Annotated in this window: 14 protein-coding genes and 1 pseudogene; 4 read left to right on the top strand and 11 right to left on the bottom strand. The window is 65.7% G+C overall.

The window, feature by feature from the left end; all coding sequences use genetic code 11:
- Positions 1-63: 63 nt before the first annotated feature.
- The 3 genes from lysA to ACFXJ5_RS29410 form a co-directional block, all read right to left on the bottom strand.
- On the bottom strand, positions 64-1,455 hold the full coding sequence (gene lysA / locus ACFXJ5_RS29420; protein ID WP_384637471.1) for a diaminopimelate decarboxylase: 1,392 nt from the start codon (positions 1,453-1,455) through the stop codon (positions 64-66).
- Positions 1,456-1,465: 10 nt separating this feature from the next.
- Positions 1,466-2,464, bottom strand: coding sequence for an ArgS-related anticodon-binding protein NrtL (gene nrtL, locus ACFXJ5_RS29415; RefSeq protein WP_384637469.1), 999 nt, complete (start codon positions 2,462-2,464; stop codon positions 1,466-1,468).
- Positions 2,465-2,563: 99 nt separating this feature from the next.
- A complete protein-coding gene (locus tag ACFXJ5_RS29410; RefSeq protein ID WP_384637466.1) occupies positions 2,564-2,986 on the bottom strand; it encodes a PleD family two-component system response regulator in 423 nt (140 codons plus the stop codon).
- Between the two features lie 582 nt (positions 2,987-3,568).
- Between ACFXJ5_RS29410 and ACFXJ5_RS29405 the strand changes: the two genes are divergently transcribed.
- Both ACFXJ5_RS29405 and ACFXJ5_RS29400 read left to right on the top strand, forming a co-directional pair.
- A complete protein-coding gene (locus ACFXJ5_RS29405; protein ID WP_384637463.1) occupies positions 3,569-4,840 on the top strand; it encodes an alginate lyase family protein in 1,272 nt (423 codons plus the stop codon).
- Between the two features lie 87 nt (positions 4,841-4,927).
- A complete protein-coding gene (locus ACFXJ5_RS29400) occupies positions 4,928-6,358 on the top strand; it encodes an RICIN domain-containing protein (protein ID WP_384637460.1) in 1,431 nt (476 codons plus the stop codon).
- 78 nt (positions 6,359-6,436) lie between these two features.
- Here the strand turns inward: ACFXJ5_RS29400 and ACFXJ5_RS29395 are convergent, their stop codons facing one another.
- Positions 6,437-7,651 (bottom strand): serine hydrolase domain-containing protein, encoded by a 1,215-nt coding sequence (locus ACFXJ5_RS29395; protein ID WP_384637457.1) that lies wholly within the window; start codon positions 7,649-7,651, stop codon positions 6,437-6,439.
- 93 nt (positions 7,652-7,744) lie between these two features.
- On the opposite strand from ACFXJ5_RS29395, the gene ACFXJ5_RS29390 reads away from it, so the two are divergent.
- Positions 7,745-7,999 carry a hypothetical protein gene (locus tag ACFXJ5_RS29390; RefSeq protein WP_384637455.1) on the top strand — a complete coding sequence of 85 codons (255 nt, stop codon included), beginning with the start codon at positions 7,745-7,747 and terminating at the stop codon, positions 7,997-7,999.
- Positions 8,000-8,089: 90 nt separating this feature from the next.
- Here ACFXJ5_RS29390 and ACFXJ5_RS29385 read toward each other — a convergent pair whose 3' ends face one another.
- From ACFXJ5_RS29385 to ACFXJ5_RS29360, 6 genes are all read right to left on the bottom strand, one after another.
- A complete protein-coding gene (locus tag ACFXJ5_RS29385; protein ID WP_384637452.1) occupies positions 8,090-8,503 on the bottom strand; it encodes a DNA-binding protein in 414 nt (137 codons plus the stop codon).
- Positions 8,500-8,763, bottom strand: coding sequence for a CopG family transcriptional regulator (locus ACFXJ5_RS29380; protein ID WP_384637449.1), 264 nt, complete (start codon positions 8,761-8,763; stop codon positions 8,500-8,502). Before ACFXJ5_RS29380 ends, ACFXJ5_RS29385 begins: the two co-directional genes overlap by 4 nt.
- Before the next feature lie 105 nt (positions 8,764-8,868).
- Positions 8,869-10,338, bottom strand: a complete 1,470-nt coding sequence (locus tag ACFXJ5_RS29375; RefSeq protein ID WP_384637446.1) for an ATP-binding protein — start codon at positions 10,336-10,338, stop codon at positions 8,869-8,871.
- A 1,314-nt stretch (positions 10,339-11,652) separates the two neighbouring features.
- On the bottom strand, positions 11,653-12,087 hold the full coding sequence (locus ACFXJ5_RS29370; protein ID WP_384637443.1) for a hypothetical protein: 435 nt from the start codon (positions 12,085-12,087) through the stop codon (positions 11,653-11,655).
- Positions 12,088-13,899: 1,812 nt separating this feature from the next.
- Complete coding sequence (locus ACFXJ5_RS29365; RefSeq protein WP_384637440.1) at positions 13,900-14,865, bottom strand: DUF6414 family protein; 966 nt, start codon at positions 14,863-14,865, stop codon at positions 13,900-13,902.
- Positions 14,866-15,376: 511 nt separating this feature from the next.
- Positions 15,377-16,006, bottom strand: a complete 630-nt coding sequence (locus tag ACFXJ5_RS29360) for a serine protease (protein ID WP_384637669.1) — start codon at positions 16,004-16,006, stop codon at positions 15,377-15,379.
- Between the two features lie 284 nt (positions 16,007-16,290).
- Between ACFXJ5_RS29360 and ACFXJ5_RS29355 the strand changes: the two genes are divergently transcribed.
- Positions 16,291-16,773 carry a helix-turn-helix domain-containing protein gene (locus ACFXJ5_RS29355; protein WP_384637437.1) on the top strand — a complete coding sequence of 161 codons (483 nt, stop codon included), beginning with the start codon at positions 16,291-16,293 and terminating at the stop codon, positions 16,771-16,773.
- A 19-nt stretch (positions 16,774-16,792) separates the two neighbouring features.
- Here ACFXJ5_RS29355 and ACFXJ5_RS29350 read toward each other — a convergent pair.
- Positions 16,793-17,468, bottom strand: a pseudogene (locus ACFXJ5_RS29350) (transposase); the annotation flags it as partial.

Genomic DNA, 17,468 nt, shown 5'->3' with positions numbered 1-17,468 from the left:
GACGGAAGTTTCCACGTCCTGTCCGGTGAATGAGACCGTCCCGCCTACAGGTGAGATTTCACTTCAGCCGACATCGAGACGCAGGAGATCTTCCTCCGTCTCACGCCGGACGATCACCCGGGCCTCGCCGTCGGCGACGGCGACGACGGGCGGTCGCAGCGCATGGTTGTAGTTGCTCGCCATCGAGCGGCAGTAGGCCCCGGTGGCGGGTACGGCGATCAGGTCGCCGGGTGCCAGGTCGGCGGGGAGGAAGGCGTCCCGTACGACGATGTCGCCGGACTCGCAGTGCTTGCCGACGACGCGGCTGAGCATCGGCTCGGCGTCGCTGGCCCGGGAGACCAGGGCGACGGTGTACTCGGCGTCGTAGAGCGCGGTACGGATGTTGTCGGACATGCCGCCGTCCACGCTGACGTACGTACGAAGGCCCTCCAGCGGCTTGATCGTGCCGACCTCGTAGAGGGTGAAGGCGGTCGGGCCGACGATCGCGCGGCCGGGCTCGACGGACAGCCGGGGTGCGGTCAGGCCGGCGGAAGCACTCTCGCGGGTGACGATCTCGCCGAGGGCCTTGGCGATCTCGTGCGGCTCGCGCGGGTCGTCGTCGGGGGTGTACGCGATGCCGAGACCGCCGCCGAGGTCGATCTCGGGGAGCTCGACGCCGTGCTCGTCGCGGACCTGCTTCAGCAGGCCGACGACGCGGTGGGCGGCGACCTCGAAGCCGGAGGTGTCGAAGATCTGCGAACCGATGTGGGAGTGGATGCCGATCAGCTCGAGGGAGGGCAGGGTGAGCACCCGGCGGACCGCCTCGGCGGCGTCCCCGCCGCTGAGGGAGAAGCCGAACTTCTGGTCCTCGTGGGCGGTCGCGATGAACTCGTGGGTGTGCGCCTCCACGCCCACGGTCACGCGGATCTGCACGCGCTGCCGCTTTCCGTGCCTCCTGGCGATGTCGGCGACCCGGACGATCTCCTGGAAGGAGTCGAGCACGATCCGCCCGACCCCGGCGGTGACGGCCCGCTCGATCTCCTCGGCGCTCTTGTTGTTGCCGTGCAGCGCGATCCGTTCGGCGGGCATCCCCGCGGACAGGGCGACCGCCAGCTCGCCGCCGGTGCACACGTCGAGGTTGAGGCCCTCCTCGTGCAGCCAGCGGACGACGGCGCGGGAGAGGAAGGCCTTGCCCGCGTAGAAGACGTCGGCGTCCTCGCCGAAGGCCTCGCGCCAGGCACGGCAGCGGGCCCGGAAGTCGGCCTCGTCCAGGATGTACGCGGGGGTGCCGAACTCCTCGGCGAGGTGGCGTACGTCCAGGCCGCCGACCTGGGCGGCACCGTCGGGGGTGCGGGCGACCGTACGGGCCCAGACGCGCGGGTCGAGGGTGTTGAGGTCGGCGGGGGGCGCCGTGTAGTGGCCCTCGGGGAGGACGTCGGCGTAGCGGGGCCCTGCGGGGTGGGCTGAACGACTCATCTCTGCACTCTCATAGGTGATCGGGGGCGCTGATGCCGAGCAGGGTCAGGCCGTTGGCGAGCACGGTCCCGGCGGCTTCGGCGAGCGCGAGCCGGGCGCCGTGAACGGCCGAGGGTTTCTCGTCGCCCTTGGGCAGCACGGGGCACTCGTCGTGGAACCGGAAGAAGGCGTCCGCCGTACGCTCCGCGTGCCGCGCGACCCGGTCGGGGGCGCGATGCCTGGCGGATGCGTCGACGACGCGGGGGAAGTCCGCGATCAGGCCGAGCAGATCGGTCTCGGCGGGGTGCCGGTACTCCCCCGGTGCCGGCTCGATGCCCAGGTCATGGGCATTGCGCAGCAGGGCCCGGGTGCGGGCGTGGGCGTAGCGGACCCGGAAGAGCGGGTTGCTCGCGCGCTGGGTGAGATGGACGGCCGGGTCGGGCTGCGGCACGTCGCCGGCCGGCGGGCGCAGCAGGGCCCAGCGGGCGGCGTCGGGGCCGAGTGTGCGCAGCAGCTCGTCGAGGGGCGCGGCCACCGGCTGCGGCTTGGCGGGCTCCGGCGGGCCCTCCTGGGCCCCGCCGGCCCGCAGCAGCCGGTTGGCCGCTTCCGCGACGACGATGGCCCTGGCCTCCTGCGGGTCGGCGGGGACGATCGTCACCCGTACGTCCCGCAGTCCCTCGCCGTGGCCGTACGCCGGGCCGCGCTGCCGTACGACGCGTACGAGGTCGGCGTGCGTCACCGCGTCGAGCGTGATGTTGAGGAAGCCCGGCTCGGCGATGTCCACCCGGGCGATCCCGGGGGCGAGCGCGAGGTGCCTGCGCAGTATCTCGGCGACCTGGCGGGCCGGCCGGCCGGCCGGTCCGGCGAGCTTGAGTGCCACGTTGGTCGCGTAGTCCCCGTTGCCGGGCCTCGGCGGGCGCTGCACCAGGACCTGTTCCGGCAGCTCCGGCACCGACAGGCTGAGCTCATCGGCCTCCACGGCACGGCGCACCGTCCTCAGCACGGTGCGGGAGAGCTCAGCGGGGGTCACAGAGGCAAGCGTAGGCGAGGTGGGGGGTGCGCACGCCAACGGGTTTCACCCACTGGGCAGGTCGGCGCGCGGGGCTCCGGGGGCGCCCGGGACGGTCGCTCAGCCTCCGCCGGGTGCCGTGGCGGGCTCGCCCGTGGCGGGCTCCCCGCTCTGGCCGCCGCTGTGTGCCAGCCTGCGTACGAGATTCACCAACTCCGCCGGGTCGAACGGCTTGCCCAGGAACGCGTTCACCCCGGCTGCCGCGCCGGCCTCCACCTCGGCCTGCGTGCACGCGCTCACCATGGCGATCGGCACCCCGCTGGTCCGGGGGTCCGCCCGCAGCGCGAGCGCCGTCTCGATCCCGTCCAGCCTCGGCATCACCACGTCGAGGGTCACCACATCCGGGCGGACCCGGTGCACGACGTCCAGGCACTCGGCACCATCGGCCGCGGTCACGACCTCGAAGCCCTCCAGCTCGAGGTTGACCCTGATCAGCTGCCGGATGACCTTGTTGTCGTCGACCACAAGCACCCGGCCGGACATGCCCGGCACACCTCGAAGAGTAGGCGCGCGGGGTGCGGCGCGTCGGCGTTTTGCCCACTTCTTCCCCGTGCGAGGGACGTTTCCGCCGTCCCCGCTTACCGCTGCCTACCGCTGGGTAGGGGCTGAGTTCGCTCGCCGCCGTCCTGGCGCCGGAGCCCTGTCGCCGCCCGGCCGACACGGCCGGCTTTCCGAGCTTCCCGCCGGGGGGACGAGGCCCGGAATCCGGGACGCGTACGCGATCTGGAAGCCCATGGTGGCGCGTCGGGGCCGTGAGGTGCGCGTGACCGTCGCGTTAAACGGACAGTCGCCGTCGTGGCGTTGACGGCCATGCGCGTCCCCCCTGGTGTGACCGCCCCGGATGTTCACGTATACGAATCAACGCTTCGACCCGGACAACCTCAACCGCCACAATGACGCGGTCGCCGGGCAGTTACCACCCGCCTGCCGATGTGGCAACGCCGCCATATACCTGGCACGGAGGCCTTGACGTGTTCATTGGTCTAGTCCTACCTTCTCGGTCAATCAGTCGCTCACGGGGGAGGCTGAAGTTCACACACATGAACTCACGGGAAGGCCCAGTCCATGCCCGGTACACCTTTACTGACACCCCGTCGACCGAAACCGCGCAGGAGAAGGGCTCTCACCCTCCTCGTCGCGACTGTCTCCGGCGCACTCCTGGCCACCGTCCTCGCGGGTGCGGCCTCAGCGGCGAAGCCGTCGACCACCGCGGTCACCGCTGCGTCCGCCGCGACCGTCACCCCCGCCGCGCCTGCCGTCTTCACCCACCCCGGCGTGATGGTCAGCCAGGCGCAGCTGGACTTCGTACGAGGCAAGGTGCAGGCGGGCGCGCAACCGTGGAAGAGCGCGAACGACCAGATGATGGCCTCGTCGTACGCCTCGCTCACGCGGACGCCGGCGCCACGGGCGGTCGTTGAGTGCGGGTCGTACTCCAACCCGAACTACGGGTGCACCGATGAGCGCCAGGACGCGATCGCGGCCTACACCGACGCGCTGGCCTGGTACATCACCCAGGACTCCCGGTACGCGCAGAAGGCGATCCAGATCATGGACGCCTGGTCGGCCGTGATCACCTCGCACACCAACAGCAACGCACCGCTGCAGACCGGCTGGGCCGGATCCGTGTGGCCGCGGGCGGCGGAGATCATCCGCTACACGTACAGCAGCTGGCCCAACGTGGACCGCTTCTCGACGATGCTGCGCAACGTCTACCTGCCCGAGGTCATCAACGGCTCCAACAGCAACGGCAACTGGGAGCTGAGCATGATGGAGGCCGCCGTCGGCATCTCCGTCTTCCTCAACGACCGCACCAGCTACGACAAGGCCGTGACCCGCTACCTCAACCGGGTGCAGGCCTACATCTACCTCAGCACCGACGGCTCCGTGCCCAAGACGGTGCCGGGCAGCGGGCTGGACACCACCGCCAAGATCGTCAGCTACTGGCAGGGCCAGTCCACCTTCGTCACCGGGCTCACCCAGGAGACCTGCCGGGACTTCACCCACACCGGCTACGGCATCTCCGCGATCTCGCACGTCGCCGAGACCTCCCGGATCCAGGGCGCGGACCTCTATCCGCAGGTCGGCGAGCGTCTGCGGCAGGCGCTCGGCTTCCAGGCCAAGTACCAGCTCGGCACCGCCGTCCCGTCCTGGCTGTGCGGCGGCAGCCTGACCCTCGGTCTCGGCCCGATCACCGAGGTCGGCTACAACGCCATGCACAACCGCCTGGGTTACGCCATGTCCAACACCCAGACGCTCACCGAGCAGCAGCGCCCGGCCGGCACGAACAGCCTGTTCGTCGCCTGGGAGACCCTCACCCACGCCGACAACCCCAGCTGACCCCCCCACCTCCCCACCCCGGCACGTCGGTTCAGCGCCACCTCTCCCCGTTCCCCTTGCCTGAATACGCCATCAGGAGCTCCCCCCATGCGTAAATCCCGTCCCTGGCTCAGAGCCCTCTCCGCCGCGATCGCCGTCCCGGCGATGGCCGCCGGGCTGCTGTTCGGCTCCAGTACGACCGCGAGCGCGGCCGCGAACCCCGGCCCCGGCTTCCCCGCCCAGTACGCCGCGCCCTACGTCGAGACCTGGAACTCGGCCTCGGCGATGGCCAGTGCCCAGTCCGCCACGGGCCTGAAGTACTTCACGCTCGCCTTCATCCTCGACGGCGGCGGCTGTAACGCCACGTTCAACGGAAACGTGGCCATCACCGACAGCAGCTGGACGTCGGCCATCAACACCCTGCGGGCCTCCGGCGGCGACGTCATCGCCTCCTTCGGCGGCGCGGCCGGCACCGAACTCGGCACGTCCTGCACCTCGGTCGCCACGCTCAAGGCCCAGTACAAGAAGGTCATCGACACCCTCAACCTCACCCGCGTCGACTTCGACATCGAGGGCAGCGCGCTCGACAACACCGCCGCCAACGACCGCCGCAACCAGGCGCTCGCCCAACTCCAGTCGGATTACGCCGCCGCCGGCAAGAAGTTGGACGTGCAGTACACCCTGCCGGTTATGCCGACCGGCCTCCTGCAGAATTCGCTGAATCTGCTCAACAACGCCAAGACCGACGGCCTCACCGTCAACCTCGTCAACCTCATGACGATGGACTACGGGTCGGCCATGGACATGGGGCAGGCGGCCATCAACGCGGCCACCGCGCTCCACACCCAGCTCGGCCAGATCTGGACGACCAAGACCTCCGCCCAGCTGTGGGCCATGGAGGGCAACACGCCCATGATCGGCGTGAACGACACCACCAGCGAGGTCTTCTCCACCGGCAACGCCTCGTCCCTCGAGAGCTTCGCGAAGACCAACGGCATCCAGGAGCTCGCCTTCTGGGCCCTCGGCCGTGACAAGGCCTGCGCCACCAACGGCACCCTCTCCAGCACCTGCAGCGGCACCTCGCAGAGCGCCTACCAGTTCTCCAGCATCTTCAACTCCATCACCGGCACCTCCACCGGCGGCGGCACCACGCGCACCGGCCAGATCACCGGCTACGGAGGGAAGTGCGTCGACATCGCCTCCGCCGCCACCGCCAACGGCACCGCCATCCAGCTGTACGACTGCAACGGCACCAGCGCCCAGCAATGGACCGTAGGCACCGACGGCACCCTCAAGGCCCTCGGCAAGTGCATCGACGTCACCAGCGCCGGCACCGCCAACGGCACTACGGTGCAGCTCTACGACTGCAACGGCACCGGCTCCCAGCAATGGGTGGCCGGCGCCAACAACCGCCTCACGAACCCCCAGTCCGGCCGCTGCCTCGACGCCACCGGCCCCAGCTCCGCCAACGGCACCCGCCTCCAGATCTGGGACTGCTCCGGCGCCGCCAACCAGCAGTGGATCCTGCCGGCCGCCTAGAACCCCCCACATGGCACGGGGCCCCGGACGCACACCGTCCAGGGCCCCGTGCCGTTTCTCCGGCCGGCCGCCCCGGACTCAGCCGGCCGCCAGGGGGTGGCGAGGGGCCAGGGCGTGGGCGATGCGGGAGGCCACGACCTGGGCCGTGTTGCCGCCGGGGGATGTACGGGTCAGGGTCGTGCTGACCGCGATCGACAGCTTCTGGGCCGGGAGGTAGGCCTGGATGGCGGCGTAGCCGTAGAACGAGGGGTTCTGCACGATCCAGCCGTTCAGGACGACGACGGCGACCCCGTAGTGCCGGGCCGCGGTCATCGGCAGGCAGACGCTGGCCGGGCAGGTCGCGGTGGCTTTGCCGAGGCCGACCGTCCCTGGGCTGAGCTGCACCTTGTGGGAGTGGCGTGAGAGCAGCTCCCCCGCGCCGATGGCCTGGGCCGAGCGGGCCAGGTCGCAGATGTTGCTGGTGAGGACCGCGCCGGGGGCCGTGGTCCAGGAGGGGTTCCAGAAGGTGGAATCTTCGTACGTACCGCGTTCGGCGTCGTACGCGTGCAGGACCGGCGCCTGAATCGCCGGGGTGTAGCTGTTGCGGGTGTCGCGCAGCCCGAGAGGGCCCATGACGCGCTGCCGCAGCAGGACGTCGAGGCGGGTGCCGGTGATCTTCTCGAGGGCGGCGCCGAGGAGCACGAAGTTGGCGTGCGAATAACTCCAGTTGGTGCCGGGCTTGTACCAGAGGGGGTGGCTGGTGGAGTAGCCGACGAGTTCCTTCGCCGTCCACTTGCGGTACGGGTTCGCGTACAGCGCGGCGATGAACTTCGGGTCGGTGACGTAGTCATGCAGCCCCGAGGTGGAGCTGCCCAGCATGCGCAGCGTGATCTGGCGGGCATGCGGCAGCTCGGGCAGCCAGCGGGAGACGGGGTCGTCGAGGCGCACCTTCTTCTCGTCGACCAGCTGCAGCAGCACGGTGCCCAGGTAGGCGATGCCCACCGACCCCGAGCGGAAGTGCATGTCCGGCTTGGCCGGCACGCCGGTCTGGGACTCACCGAGCGCGCCCGTGACGACCTCCCGGCCGCGGACGTTCACCCGGAACAGCACGGACCTCAGGTGGAGTTCCCTCTGTGCGCGTTTCACGACGTCGAGGACCTGGCGGCCCGAGCCACGAGCATGCGTCGGGGAGCTGACACAGGCGTGCCGCTCCCGGTCGGAGGCGGCGGCCCCGACCCCGGCCCCGGCTGTGGTCTGGAGCGTTACGGCGACCAGGGTGGCGGCGCAGAGTCCCACCGTCCGTATACGTGTCATACCGCACTATGTGCGGATGAACTCCTCCCCCGCCCGCCACATTCACCCGTGCGGGTGGTGCGCAGAAAATCGAACACATGCTTGAATCTGGGCATGGCGCACACCTTCCCCGATGACCTCGTCGCCGCCCAGCGCGACTGGTACGCCGTGTACCAGCAGCTCGCAGACCGCGTCGGCGGCCCAGCCCAGACCACCACCCTCCGCCGCCGTCTGAACCGCCTGAGCGTGCAGGTCTCCACGCACCCCTACTGGACCACCCACGGCGCCCAGGCCCCCGCAGCCCGCATCGCGCTGCGACAACTGGCCCGCGACGAAGGGCTCCCGTCACGAGCCCGAGACCATGACTGAACGCGCCACGACCACACGGGACTTGTGAGGAATACGAGGTCGTGCCGGGAGAAGCGATGCCCTGACTCGCGCCGCGAAATGGTGTTGGGGTCAGACCTTGATGACGGTGACACGTCCGCCGCACAGTGCGGTGAGATCCTCCGGGTCGGATGTGAGCACAGTGACGGGGTCGTGGGCGGCGAGGGCGGTAGCGCCGAGGATGGACTCGATGGCGTACTTGTGGCCGTGCAGGCCGGCGTCGGCGAGGAGGGCGGCCGCGTGACGGGCGATGGGCTCGGTGACCGGTTCGACGACAAGGCGGGACAGCGTCCACTCCAGGGCCGGTCGGTTGATCCGAGGGTGCACCACCTCGACAAGAGTTGCCGCGGAGGTGATCAGCCGCAGGTCGTCGGCGCGGGCGAGGGCGAGCCAGCCGGTGACGGTGCGGTCGCGCAGGACGGCCTTGGCCAGCCCTTCGCTGTCGAGGACCAGGGTGCCGCCGGGGATGGCGGGGGAGCGGGTCACGCGGCGTTCGCCCCGCCTTGCGTCTGCTGCTGGCGGGCCTGGTGGAGCTGGTCGCGTAGAGCCTGGATCTCCTCGTCGGTGACGGGTCCGTGCTCGGCCTCGGCAACCTGGATGAGTTCGTTGAGGTTGTCGCGTTCGATCTGGCGGGCCACGGCGGCGGCCACATAGGCGGAGAGCCCGGAGGGGCCGCTGCGGGCCTTGGCCGCTTCCGCGATGTCGCGCGGCATGGTGATCGAATACTTGCCGGTAGGCTCAGTCATGCTACTTATCCTACCTCTCATCCTCCCAGGCACCGCTATGAGCAGGCGCTAGGGGCCGGATCGGTGGTTTCAATCGTCGGACTTGGCCTTTCACCCACATGCACCTCATTCGCCGCCGTAGAGGCGTTCCAGGTTGATGAGTTGGATGCCGTGGTCCCGAGCGGCGGCTTGTCGCAGGTCGTCGGTGAAGCCTGCGCCGCTGAAGCACATGAGGCGGGTCTGCTCGGTCGTGGCAGTGCCTCGGGCTGCGAGGAGTTCGCGGATGCGCTGGAGGCGTTGGAGGTGGCTGAGGCCCATGGTGTCGCCCCATTTGGCTTCACCGATGGCCAGGAGCGCCTCGCGGCCGTGGGCGTCGTGGCCGAAGACGGCGACGTCGACTTCGTGGCTCGTTTTGGCGGCGGGGTCGTTGACGGTTCCGGCGGCGACGCGGCTGGCGTGGCCGCCGTAGGTTTCGTCGGCGGCGTGCCAGCGCGCCCATTCGCGGCAGAGGGTTTCGAAGTGGGGGCCGAGGACTTTGCTGCGGAAGGTGGATTGGGCGCGTTGCCAGACGGCGGGGGCGCGGCCGGGGCGTTCGAGGTCGCCCCAGTTGGGGCGCATGACGGAGTGGTAGAAGGTCACCAGGGGTTCGGCGATGCGGTAGGCGGAGCGGTTACGGCGGAAGGCGTCGGGTTCGTGACGGATGAGGCCGACGTCTTCGAGGACGGTCAGTGGGTGGGCGAGGTCGGTGGATTTGCGGCCGAGGTAGTCGGCGATGCCGCCGCGTGCGGCGTTGCCGTTGGCGATGGCGGCCAGTACGGAGTGGTAGAGCGCGGTGTCGTGTAGTTCGGGTTCTTCGGCGAGGAGGTAGCGGGCTTCGCGGAAGAGGGGACGGCCGGGGTTGAGGACGGCGCGGGTGACCCAGTCGTCGAAGTCGTCGGGGCCGGTGGGGGTGTCGCCCTGGGTGAATTCGCGGCGGTAGGCGGGGGTGCCGCCGACGATGGCGTGGGTGAGAGCGGCGGTGCGGGGGTCGGTGATGTCCCAGAACTGTGCGGCGAGGCGGTAGTCCAGGGTGGGGACGACGAGTTCGAGGCCGGCGCGGCCGCGTAGCGGGGCGTTGCCGGAAAGCAGGCGACCCATGAAGGACAGGGCGGAGCCGCAGAGCAGAAGCCGTACGGGGGTGTTGGTGTGACGGGCGGCGGGGTCCAGGGCTCGCTGAATGATGGACGGCAGGGCGGGCGAGGCCTTGGCGAGGAACGGGAACTCGTCGATGACGGCGATCGTGGGGCCGTTGGTGGCGATGCGCATGAGCCGGGTGATGGCCTCGTCCCAATGCGCGAAGCGGAACGGGACCGGCTCGTCGCAGTAGGCGGCAAGGGCTTCGCCGAACTGCCGGAGCGCGTCGGCCTCGGTGGTCTCGGTGGCCGTGAACATGAAACCGCCGGAGGCACGGGTGATGCCGTCGAGGAGGAAGGTCTTGCCCTGGCGGCGGCGCCCCGAGACGACCCCGAGAGTCGCCTCACGGCCGGAGTACCCGGCGAACCGGGTCAGCTCGGCCCACTCGAAGTCGCGGTCGAACATCTCCGCAGGCTTGTCCATGGCTCTCCTCATTGATAGGCAGAGCTATTATAACTGCACCTATCAATGTACCCGGCAGGGCAAAAGGTCTACGCAATCGAGCAAGGAGCGAAGCCGCTGTCGAGCAGAGAGGCCAGGCGGCACAAAAAAGACCCCCGAACAGCATTTCTGCTGGTCAGATAGTCTATCCGGAAGTGCCCCCGGCAGGATTCGAACCTGCGCACACGGCTCCGGAGGATGATCAGCTGTCTCGCCAACATGCCTCTGAGCTGGAAGAACGCCCGAACGAGGTCAAGAGAGCCGACTCCGCACACGCCCCTCACACGAACAGCCTCAAGGGGAAGTCGCTCGCGGCTAGCGTCCCTATGCATCGGTCTCTGGCACCTTGGCTGATGTCCAGGCCGATGACGGGCTGCGTACCCGCCAGCCGTGTCTGCTGAAGGGGCTGCGTCCGACGATTCGCCGGTGGTCGCGCTCAACTTCAACGCTGCCGGACCCCGGCTGCCAGACCGGTGCCGGCGCCAAGGACCAGTCCGGCGCCTCAGGTTGTGCTGCCCGGACGGCATCTTCGCCCGTCCCATGATTGATGCCGCCACAGACACGGTCACACGGCGTATCCGGCGATGCCGTCGCGCAGCTTGGCGAACCACAGAAAGGGGCGCCCTCGGCATCCGGATGGTGGTGGCACAGTCTGGACGTGCACGGAGTCTGGAGATACCAGTCGAGAAACCCAACAGCACCGGTCAGTTGGCGGTCCAGGAAAGCGAGCATGACAGGTATGGCATCTTCCAAGGTGGCAGTGACGCACCAGTACGCCACAGGAGGCGCGTTGCCGACGACCATTTCTCGGTATCCCGAAGCAAACGTTCGGGCCAGCGCGTGGTCGCCCACCGCACAAAGGTCCATGCTCACACCCATGGGGCGGACGTCCCCTATTACCAGGGTGTCATCGGACAGGTGAGCCCATCGGCGGCCAGTGCCGTAGGCCTCGAAGGTGCCGCCCCTAATCTCGTGCCACTCACGAATCATGCCGCTGAGCACGGTCCTGGTATCACGGCCGTCCGTGAGACGTCGCTGTTCGGCCGGCGCCTTGGAGAGGACACGCTCGACTGCGTCTTCGGCCTGCGCGGCGTTGTTCCTTGCACTTGCGGATGCCTTGCTCCGTGACGAGTTCAAGCAACACCTCTTATGAGTGGGCATGAGATCGGGCGGCAGGTGCGGGAGGCCCCTGGTCCCAAAGAGTCACCCTCGCCCGAGCGTCACCCTGTGGCACGTTACCCTCTGGCCTCTTCGTTCCGAAGCAATCCGGGCCTCTTGGTGACCTGCCCTTGGGCGTCACAGAGGCTGGGGAGCGACCGGGAGCTGTTCGCTGTAGAACCATGTGAAGGTGCGGTCCGGTTCGAGATGTGCGTCTCCCCAGTGGATGGCATGGATGCCGTTCTCCGGGTCCGCCGTGAAGAACACACAGACGAGTTTCGTGGAGGCACCTAGCGCCTCGAACGTCTCGTGCAGCTCCTCGTACTCCTCTGTCGTCAGGTCGTCGTCGAGGGGGAACAGCCCTTCCTGAGGTTGTGGCCCGTGGCCCAAGAGCATCCGGCGGCGTGTAGGGGAAGCGTTGGAAGCCAACCGAGCACGCTCAAGTGGCCTTGGACAGTTGGCGTATTTGAAGGGGAAAAGTGCATGGTCGTTGATGACTGCGTACTCGTAGCCGCGTACGTCCCGCACAGCTTCATCCAGCACCCGTGCCGTATCGGCCAAGTTCTCGCGCACTGCCTCCGCGAGGGTGGCACCGTAAGGGCTTCGTTTCTTCAGTCGGGCCGTCAGATGCACGGCGTGGGCACGTGTGTGAGCCCGGGCCAGTTGCGCCGGAACCGCCGCACCAAGCTTGCTGGCGTGCTGCCCAAACCGCTTCATCGCCCAAGCTGAGGGCACAACCTCATCATCACCTAACGCATACATTGCAGTGACCCCCTCCTCTGACCACGCCGCCTCCCATATGTGTGACACGCATGGAAAGCGCATACAAGGGAGCGATCCGGCCAGACCGGTCAGAAGATGACCCAGACACTCAAGGGGTCGTGGCCGAGACCGGGTGACAGCCCGCTTGTAAGCCTGGCGGTATGGGACAGCGAGGGTGAGCAGGTCACTCCAGGTTCAGGAGGTTCCCAGTTCAGCGGCGCATCTCGACTGCCGCGAGCCGTCGTTGACCGCACGATGTGGCACGGCTGTGGCCCGCACCGACACCCGCTCTAGGAGTTCGATCGCGGCCTGTCTTCACCGTGACGAACCTGGCTCGGTGCTCCCCCTCCGGTCCTCCGTTGGCTGCGCTAGACCGCCGCCGTTCGGCGGCGTTGATGTCACCTGGTGATGTCAGAGAGTCGGGTACTCCGCAGGGAGGGCATCCCGACCAGATGCACCTGCCGTTCGTCGCTGGCTGTCCTGCCATGAGGCGCGAGAACAGGGGGACGGTCCCCGTGAACCGGGCTGACCCGTCGCTTGCCGGCCTCGCTTCGACCTCGGAGGCTCTGTATATCTAAATCTGCGAGTGCTCACCGAAGTACAATGGCGCCAAAGTTTGCAAATGTGAAATTCTTGATTCGTGACCCCTAGGCGGGGGACGAGCTGCCAATTACTCCAGCTGACGTTTTCACTCGAAGCGCCCGTGGGTTCACTTTGCTTGAGAGATAGTTGTGGGTCATGCGTACCGCCTCCTTTATTTGGGTCCAGTTAGTGGAAAAAATGGACGAAAATCTAGAAATTAGCACGCCCCACGCCTCCGCCAGCCCCGGGTTTGAACCGAGACCATCCCCGGCTAGGGGTCACGAATCAGGTCAATGTTAGCAGAGTGCGAAGCGGCGCACTGCGACGCGGGTGGGTTGGATGGTTTAGGTGGATTGAGGAGGATCTTGGTCATCTCCTGAAGGTCTTACCACCTTACCCTGCAATTCAATGAAGAATCCGACGACGCCCACTATGATCATAGGGATTGCTAGGATGTAGAAAAGCAAGAACAATCTGCCCTGACTTGCAGACCACCATCCGAGGCCAAGTCCTGCGAAAGTCAGCAGGAGTCCCAGAACCACTCCGGATGTGTCACGCTGCCTCCAGTCCTCGGCGGAGCGTCTGGCTCTATATTGTTGCACTGATGAACTGAGCTGTTCGTTCATATCATCCCTAGCTGGCCCTACTGGCAATTTCTCGATTGTCTCCAGTTCGGCAGTGAGACGCTCCAGGGATTTGTCGGCTCCCGCCTTTCTAGTCGTTCTCCATGTGACCAACGCAGTAAGTCCAGCCACTATGATCGGAGAGAGTGCCGTCACTACGGTACTAAGCGATTTTGAGTCCATGGAGCATCCCCTGCTATGGCAAATAATTTGATTCTTGACGACGAATTTTTCAATGGCTAGTCTTCTGCTTTAACCCTTATTTCACCAGAATCAAGCGGCCGACTTCGTTTTCGTTCGTGAGGGCTAGCGTACGGCTCCCGAGGGTGGGTGACTCAGTAATGCAGAAAAGCAGCTCTACGCATCTGGCTTGGGACGATCTGGCACGCGTCGGGCACGACACAGAACCTCAGCTGCCCTACACAAAGATCGCCATTGGCAGGATTTGAATAGCAGGGAAACCTACAATCGGGCTACCTACGTGCTGATTTAGCCCGGGAATTCCTTCCGCCAAGCTTGCGGCAATGTTCGACTCATCACCTTCTGTAGCGCCAATAACCGTGCGCCGAGAAAGGTTAATTGACTCTCCCTGGCGAAGGATTCGCGTCACTTTACCCAAGACATTAAAATCGCCAGACTTCAGGCGTTCACCTACCGCAGGGTTATAGTAATCTGACGAAACAGTTAGAACTGTCCTCAGGCCGGATCCAGCTTCGAGGACTACATCATGGATTGGTGAATTTTCTAGTTCCTGCTTCATCTTGAGGAAGAAAGTAAATTCCAGTGTATTTCGCATTTCGTTGAACTGTTGAGCGATTACAGTTAGGCCGCTGCTCCCCTCTTCAGTTGAAGCCTCCTCGCGGCTCTGCGGGTTTCCGGACCTCTTCCCTTTTGCTACCTTAGAGCTTCGTTCTCCTTCCTTCTCTGAAAGCTCTTCCAAGTATTCGAAGAATCGAGTAAAAACTGCAAGAGTCTCCTCAAGCGGATTTCCTGTGTAGCGCCCCGATACCTCGACGAAGTCTCCGGATTTTACGCCCCTCAAATCATCGGTATCGCCGATATGCTTAATCTTTGCGTCGGATGACAGGTGCTCATAGAGGGCATTAAAAAGACTCGCCGCGGTGTGATGCCTTGCCACCTTGATTTCAGCTGACTCACCCGTATGGCCGCCAAGTTCGGCATTGACAGAGGCTTCGAGACCGAGCAAAGCACCCAGGGATGGCAATTTCAACTTTCCACTGCCAGTCGCTCTCCGGTCCTTTGCCTGCTCTGTCTGCATCGTCTCTTCAGTCGTTACGTACACACCTCCTTCTAGGTAAGCGAGAAAACTGACCATCATTTGCACGTCAAGATAAAGCGGATGTGAAAGTCGGTAGTCCACCATGGTGAAGTCCCTCAAAGAATACTCGTAGGGTTTGGTCTGCTGGTCTAATCAGCCTCTGCGGACCCGCCCTCAGCTCGTCGCTCTGTCTGCATCTTGCACCAGGCACCCAATCCTATAGTCGATATCCCGCACATAGCCACCGCAACCGCAGGGGCCAAAAAAGCGGGGGCTGCGCTCAAATGCGGAGAGATTGCCGCTGTGATTGCTGCTACCGCGCTTGTTTGCCCCGACTTGAAACTAGCCAGTACCGAGGCTCGTTGCTGTGCGCGCTTATCATCAGAACACAAAAGGTCGTGTAGTTCGTCCAGGAAATGCGAGAAGAAGATCCTATTGCTTTTTCTCACTCCAAACGGCGCTGTCTGCTCGGCAATACCAGCGCTTAGCCAGGATTCAGCCACTTCGTCTGCTGACTTGCCCGATGCCAACATCTCCTGGAGTGGTTTTCGCTGATACCCGGGCAATCCGGCCAGCCACTCCTCTGGGGGTGCCGAAATTAGCTCAGTAAATGGATTCACAGGATCATGTCTTTCAAGTATTCTGCGCTAATTGCGTGACTAGTCTGGTGAAGTGTTGCGGGATCGATCCCTCCAAGGCTAATTCCCGGGGCACCTGGTGCATAACTCCCCATCACCACAGCGCATACATTCCCTGTTGTTGAGCTGAAAACTGGGCTGCCGGACTGGCCAGGGCGGGTTTGTGTGTTAACCACCAGATACTTACTCTTTACTCCATTATTGGAGACTAGTATCCGCGCACCAACGGTAGTCGGTTGCGTCGTGAAAACCATCCTGCCGTGATTAGCGTGCGGATAGCCGAAAATGTAAACGCCATTCCCTGGTGGTGTCTCGTCGCTTCCCGAGATTTGATAGGGGAACTTAATCTCGGAATTATCAACGATTTCTAGCAAGCACAGGTCTCGGAAGTTGTCGGAAGCTACAACTTTCACGGGAACCGTGTCCACTCGCGTATCAGAGGTGTCTTGGTAGTCCGCAGCCTCGGCTACTTTGGGACGCACGACGACAAGGTCCGTATCGTCTGGTCCCACAATATGAAGAGCCGTGGCGAGAAGCCTCTTCCTTACAGCGAAGCACGTCCCGAGTAGCTCAACGTGATCAGAAGCCCTACGGCCGAGAGCCAACACCACTTGATTTGTGGAAGCCACAGGATCACCCCAACCAGGTACGGAACCGACTCCAGGCACATGTTGCCGTAAGCAAGGTGTCGGTACGTGCGGTTTCTGCACCTTGGGTTACTTCGAGGTCGGCGGAGCGGGTTTGGCCGGTGTTCTACCCGGACTGGGGTCGAGCATGACCAGGGGGCCGTACGCTGGTCGGCAACTCGGGCAGGCTTTGTGCCTGAGGCAGGCGCCTCCGTCGCCTGCGACCTACCGGGGTCGGCTTCGCCGACGGGCTGTACCGCTCCCGCGTGGTACAGCCTCTCTGTAACCGGACACCCCGGACAGCTCGATTCGCTACTGTCCAGACCGTTTGTACAGGTCAGCGACGTAACCGGACAACCAGACACCATTCGCGCGGCCACGTCGGACCCGGACATTCTGTCCGGGTCTTCTCCTGTTCGGCGCGGCACGGTAACTGTGGCGGTGAGGGGCCGAGATCAGTTACCCATTCACCACCACGTCTGTACCGTGAGAGACGCCCCTACCGAACAGCGGGAGGCAACACCCCATGCGTGGTCTCGGGCCGAGATCACCTCAGCATCGGCGAACGAGTCGCGTTCTACCGGAAGCGCCGTGGATACACGCAAGAGGTGCTGGCCGGGCAGGTGGGCCGTAGCACCGACTGGCTGGCAAAGGCGGAGTCAGGACGCCGCAAGCCTCCGAGGATCGACATGCTCGCGGAACTCGCCCGCATCCTGCGGGTTCCCCTCGGTGACGTGGTGGGTTACTGACCTTGAATGCGTGATGTCGTCATGGTGGGGTGCGGACGAGTCCGGTTCCGGTGAGGCAGCCGTCGATTACGTCGCTGCGGTACTGGAGTTGGCGTAAGCCTCGCCGGACGGCGGCGATCAGGTCTTCGGGGTCGGTGAAGGCGCGGTTGGCGGTGGTGGTGCGTCGCAGTACCGACCAGATGCCTTCGACGGGGTTGAGGTCGGGTGCATAGGAAGGCAGTTGGTAGACGGTGAGCCAGTCGCGGTCGGCGATGTAGCGGCGCATGCCGGAGGCCAGGTGGGTGTTGAGGTTGTCCCAGACCAGGACGATCGGGCCGCCGAGCTGCTGGTGGGCGGTCTGGAGGAGGTCGCGGTAGTCGGTCCAGGCGAAGCTTTTTCGTCCGTCGGGGCGGGTGTCGGCGCGGGGCCGGTAGATGAGCCGGGAGGGGTTGCCGGGTTTGTAGCAGGTCAGGGCGGCGATGGATAAGCGGCGGCGGGAGCGGCCGCGCACTCGGACGATCGGGGTGTGGCCGCGCCGGGCCCAGGTGCGGGTGGTGGGCGGCGTCATCGAGAACCCGGCTTCGTCTTCGAAGACCAGCCAGGCCCCGAGCGCCGCCGCGGTGCTTCCACCTGCGGCCACGTTGCCTTCACCCAGCCGGCCACCGCCGCTTCGTCACGCTCCATGGCACGGCGGGCGGGTATCTGGCAGGACCAGC

It is taken from the genome of Streptomyces sp. NPDC059373, assembly GCF_042751495.1.
Taxonomy (GTDB): Bacteria; Actinomycetota; Actinomycetes; order Streptomycetales; family Streptomycetaceae; genus Actinacidiphila.
The sequence above is the reverse complement of the archived record's forward strand: the minus strand, read 5'-3'. Positions and strand labels throughout refer to the sequence as shown.

Coding starts and splice junctions, on each gene's coding strand:
- lysA (WP_384637471.1), bottom strand. CDS start 1,455: ATGAGTCGTTCAGCCCACCCCGCAGGGCCCCGCTACGCCGACGTCCTC.
- ACFXJ5_RS29410 (WP_384637466.1), bottom strand. CDS start 2,986: ATGTCCGGCCGGGTGCTTGTGGTCGACGACAACAAGGTCATCCGGCAG.
- ACFXJ5_RS29405 (WP_384637463.1), top strand. CDS start 3,569: ATGCCCGGTACACCTTTACTGACACCCCGTCGACCGAAACCGCGCAGG.
- ACFXJ5_RS29400 (WP_384637460.1), top strand. CDS start 4,928: ATGCGTAAATCCCGTCCCTGGCTCAGAGCCCTCTCCGCCGCGATCGCC.
- ACFXJ5_RS29395 (WP_384637457.1), bottom strand. CDS start 7,651: ATGACACGTATACGGACGGTGGGACTCTGCGCCGCCACCCTGGTCGCC.
- ACFXJ5_RS29390 (WP_384637455.1), top strand. CDS start 7,745: ATGGCGCACACCTTCCCCGATGACCTCGTCGCCGCCCAGCGCGACTGG.
- ACFXJ5_RS29380 (WP_384637449.1), bottom strand. CDS start 8,763: ATGACTGAGCCTACCGGCAAGTATTCGATCACCATGCCGCGCGACATC.
- ACFXJ5_RS29375 (WP_384637446.1), bottom strand. CDS start 10,338: ATGGACAAGCCTGCGGAGATGTTCGACCGCGACTTCGAGTGGGCCGAG.
- ACFXJ5_RS29365 (WP_384637440.1), bottom strand. CDS start 14,865: ATGGTGGACTACCGACTTTCACATCCGCTTTATCTTGACGTGCAAATG.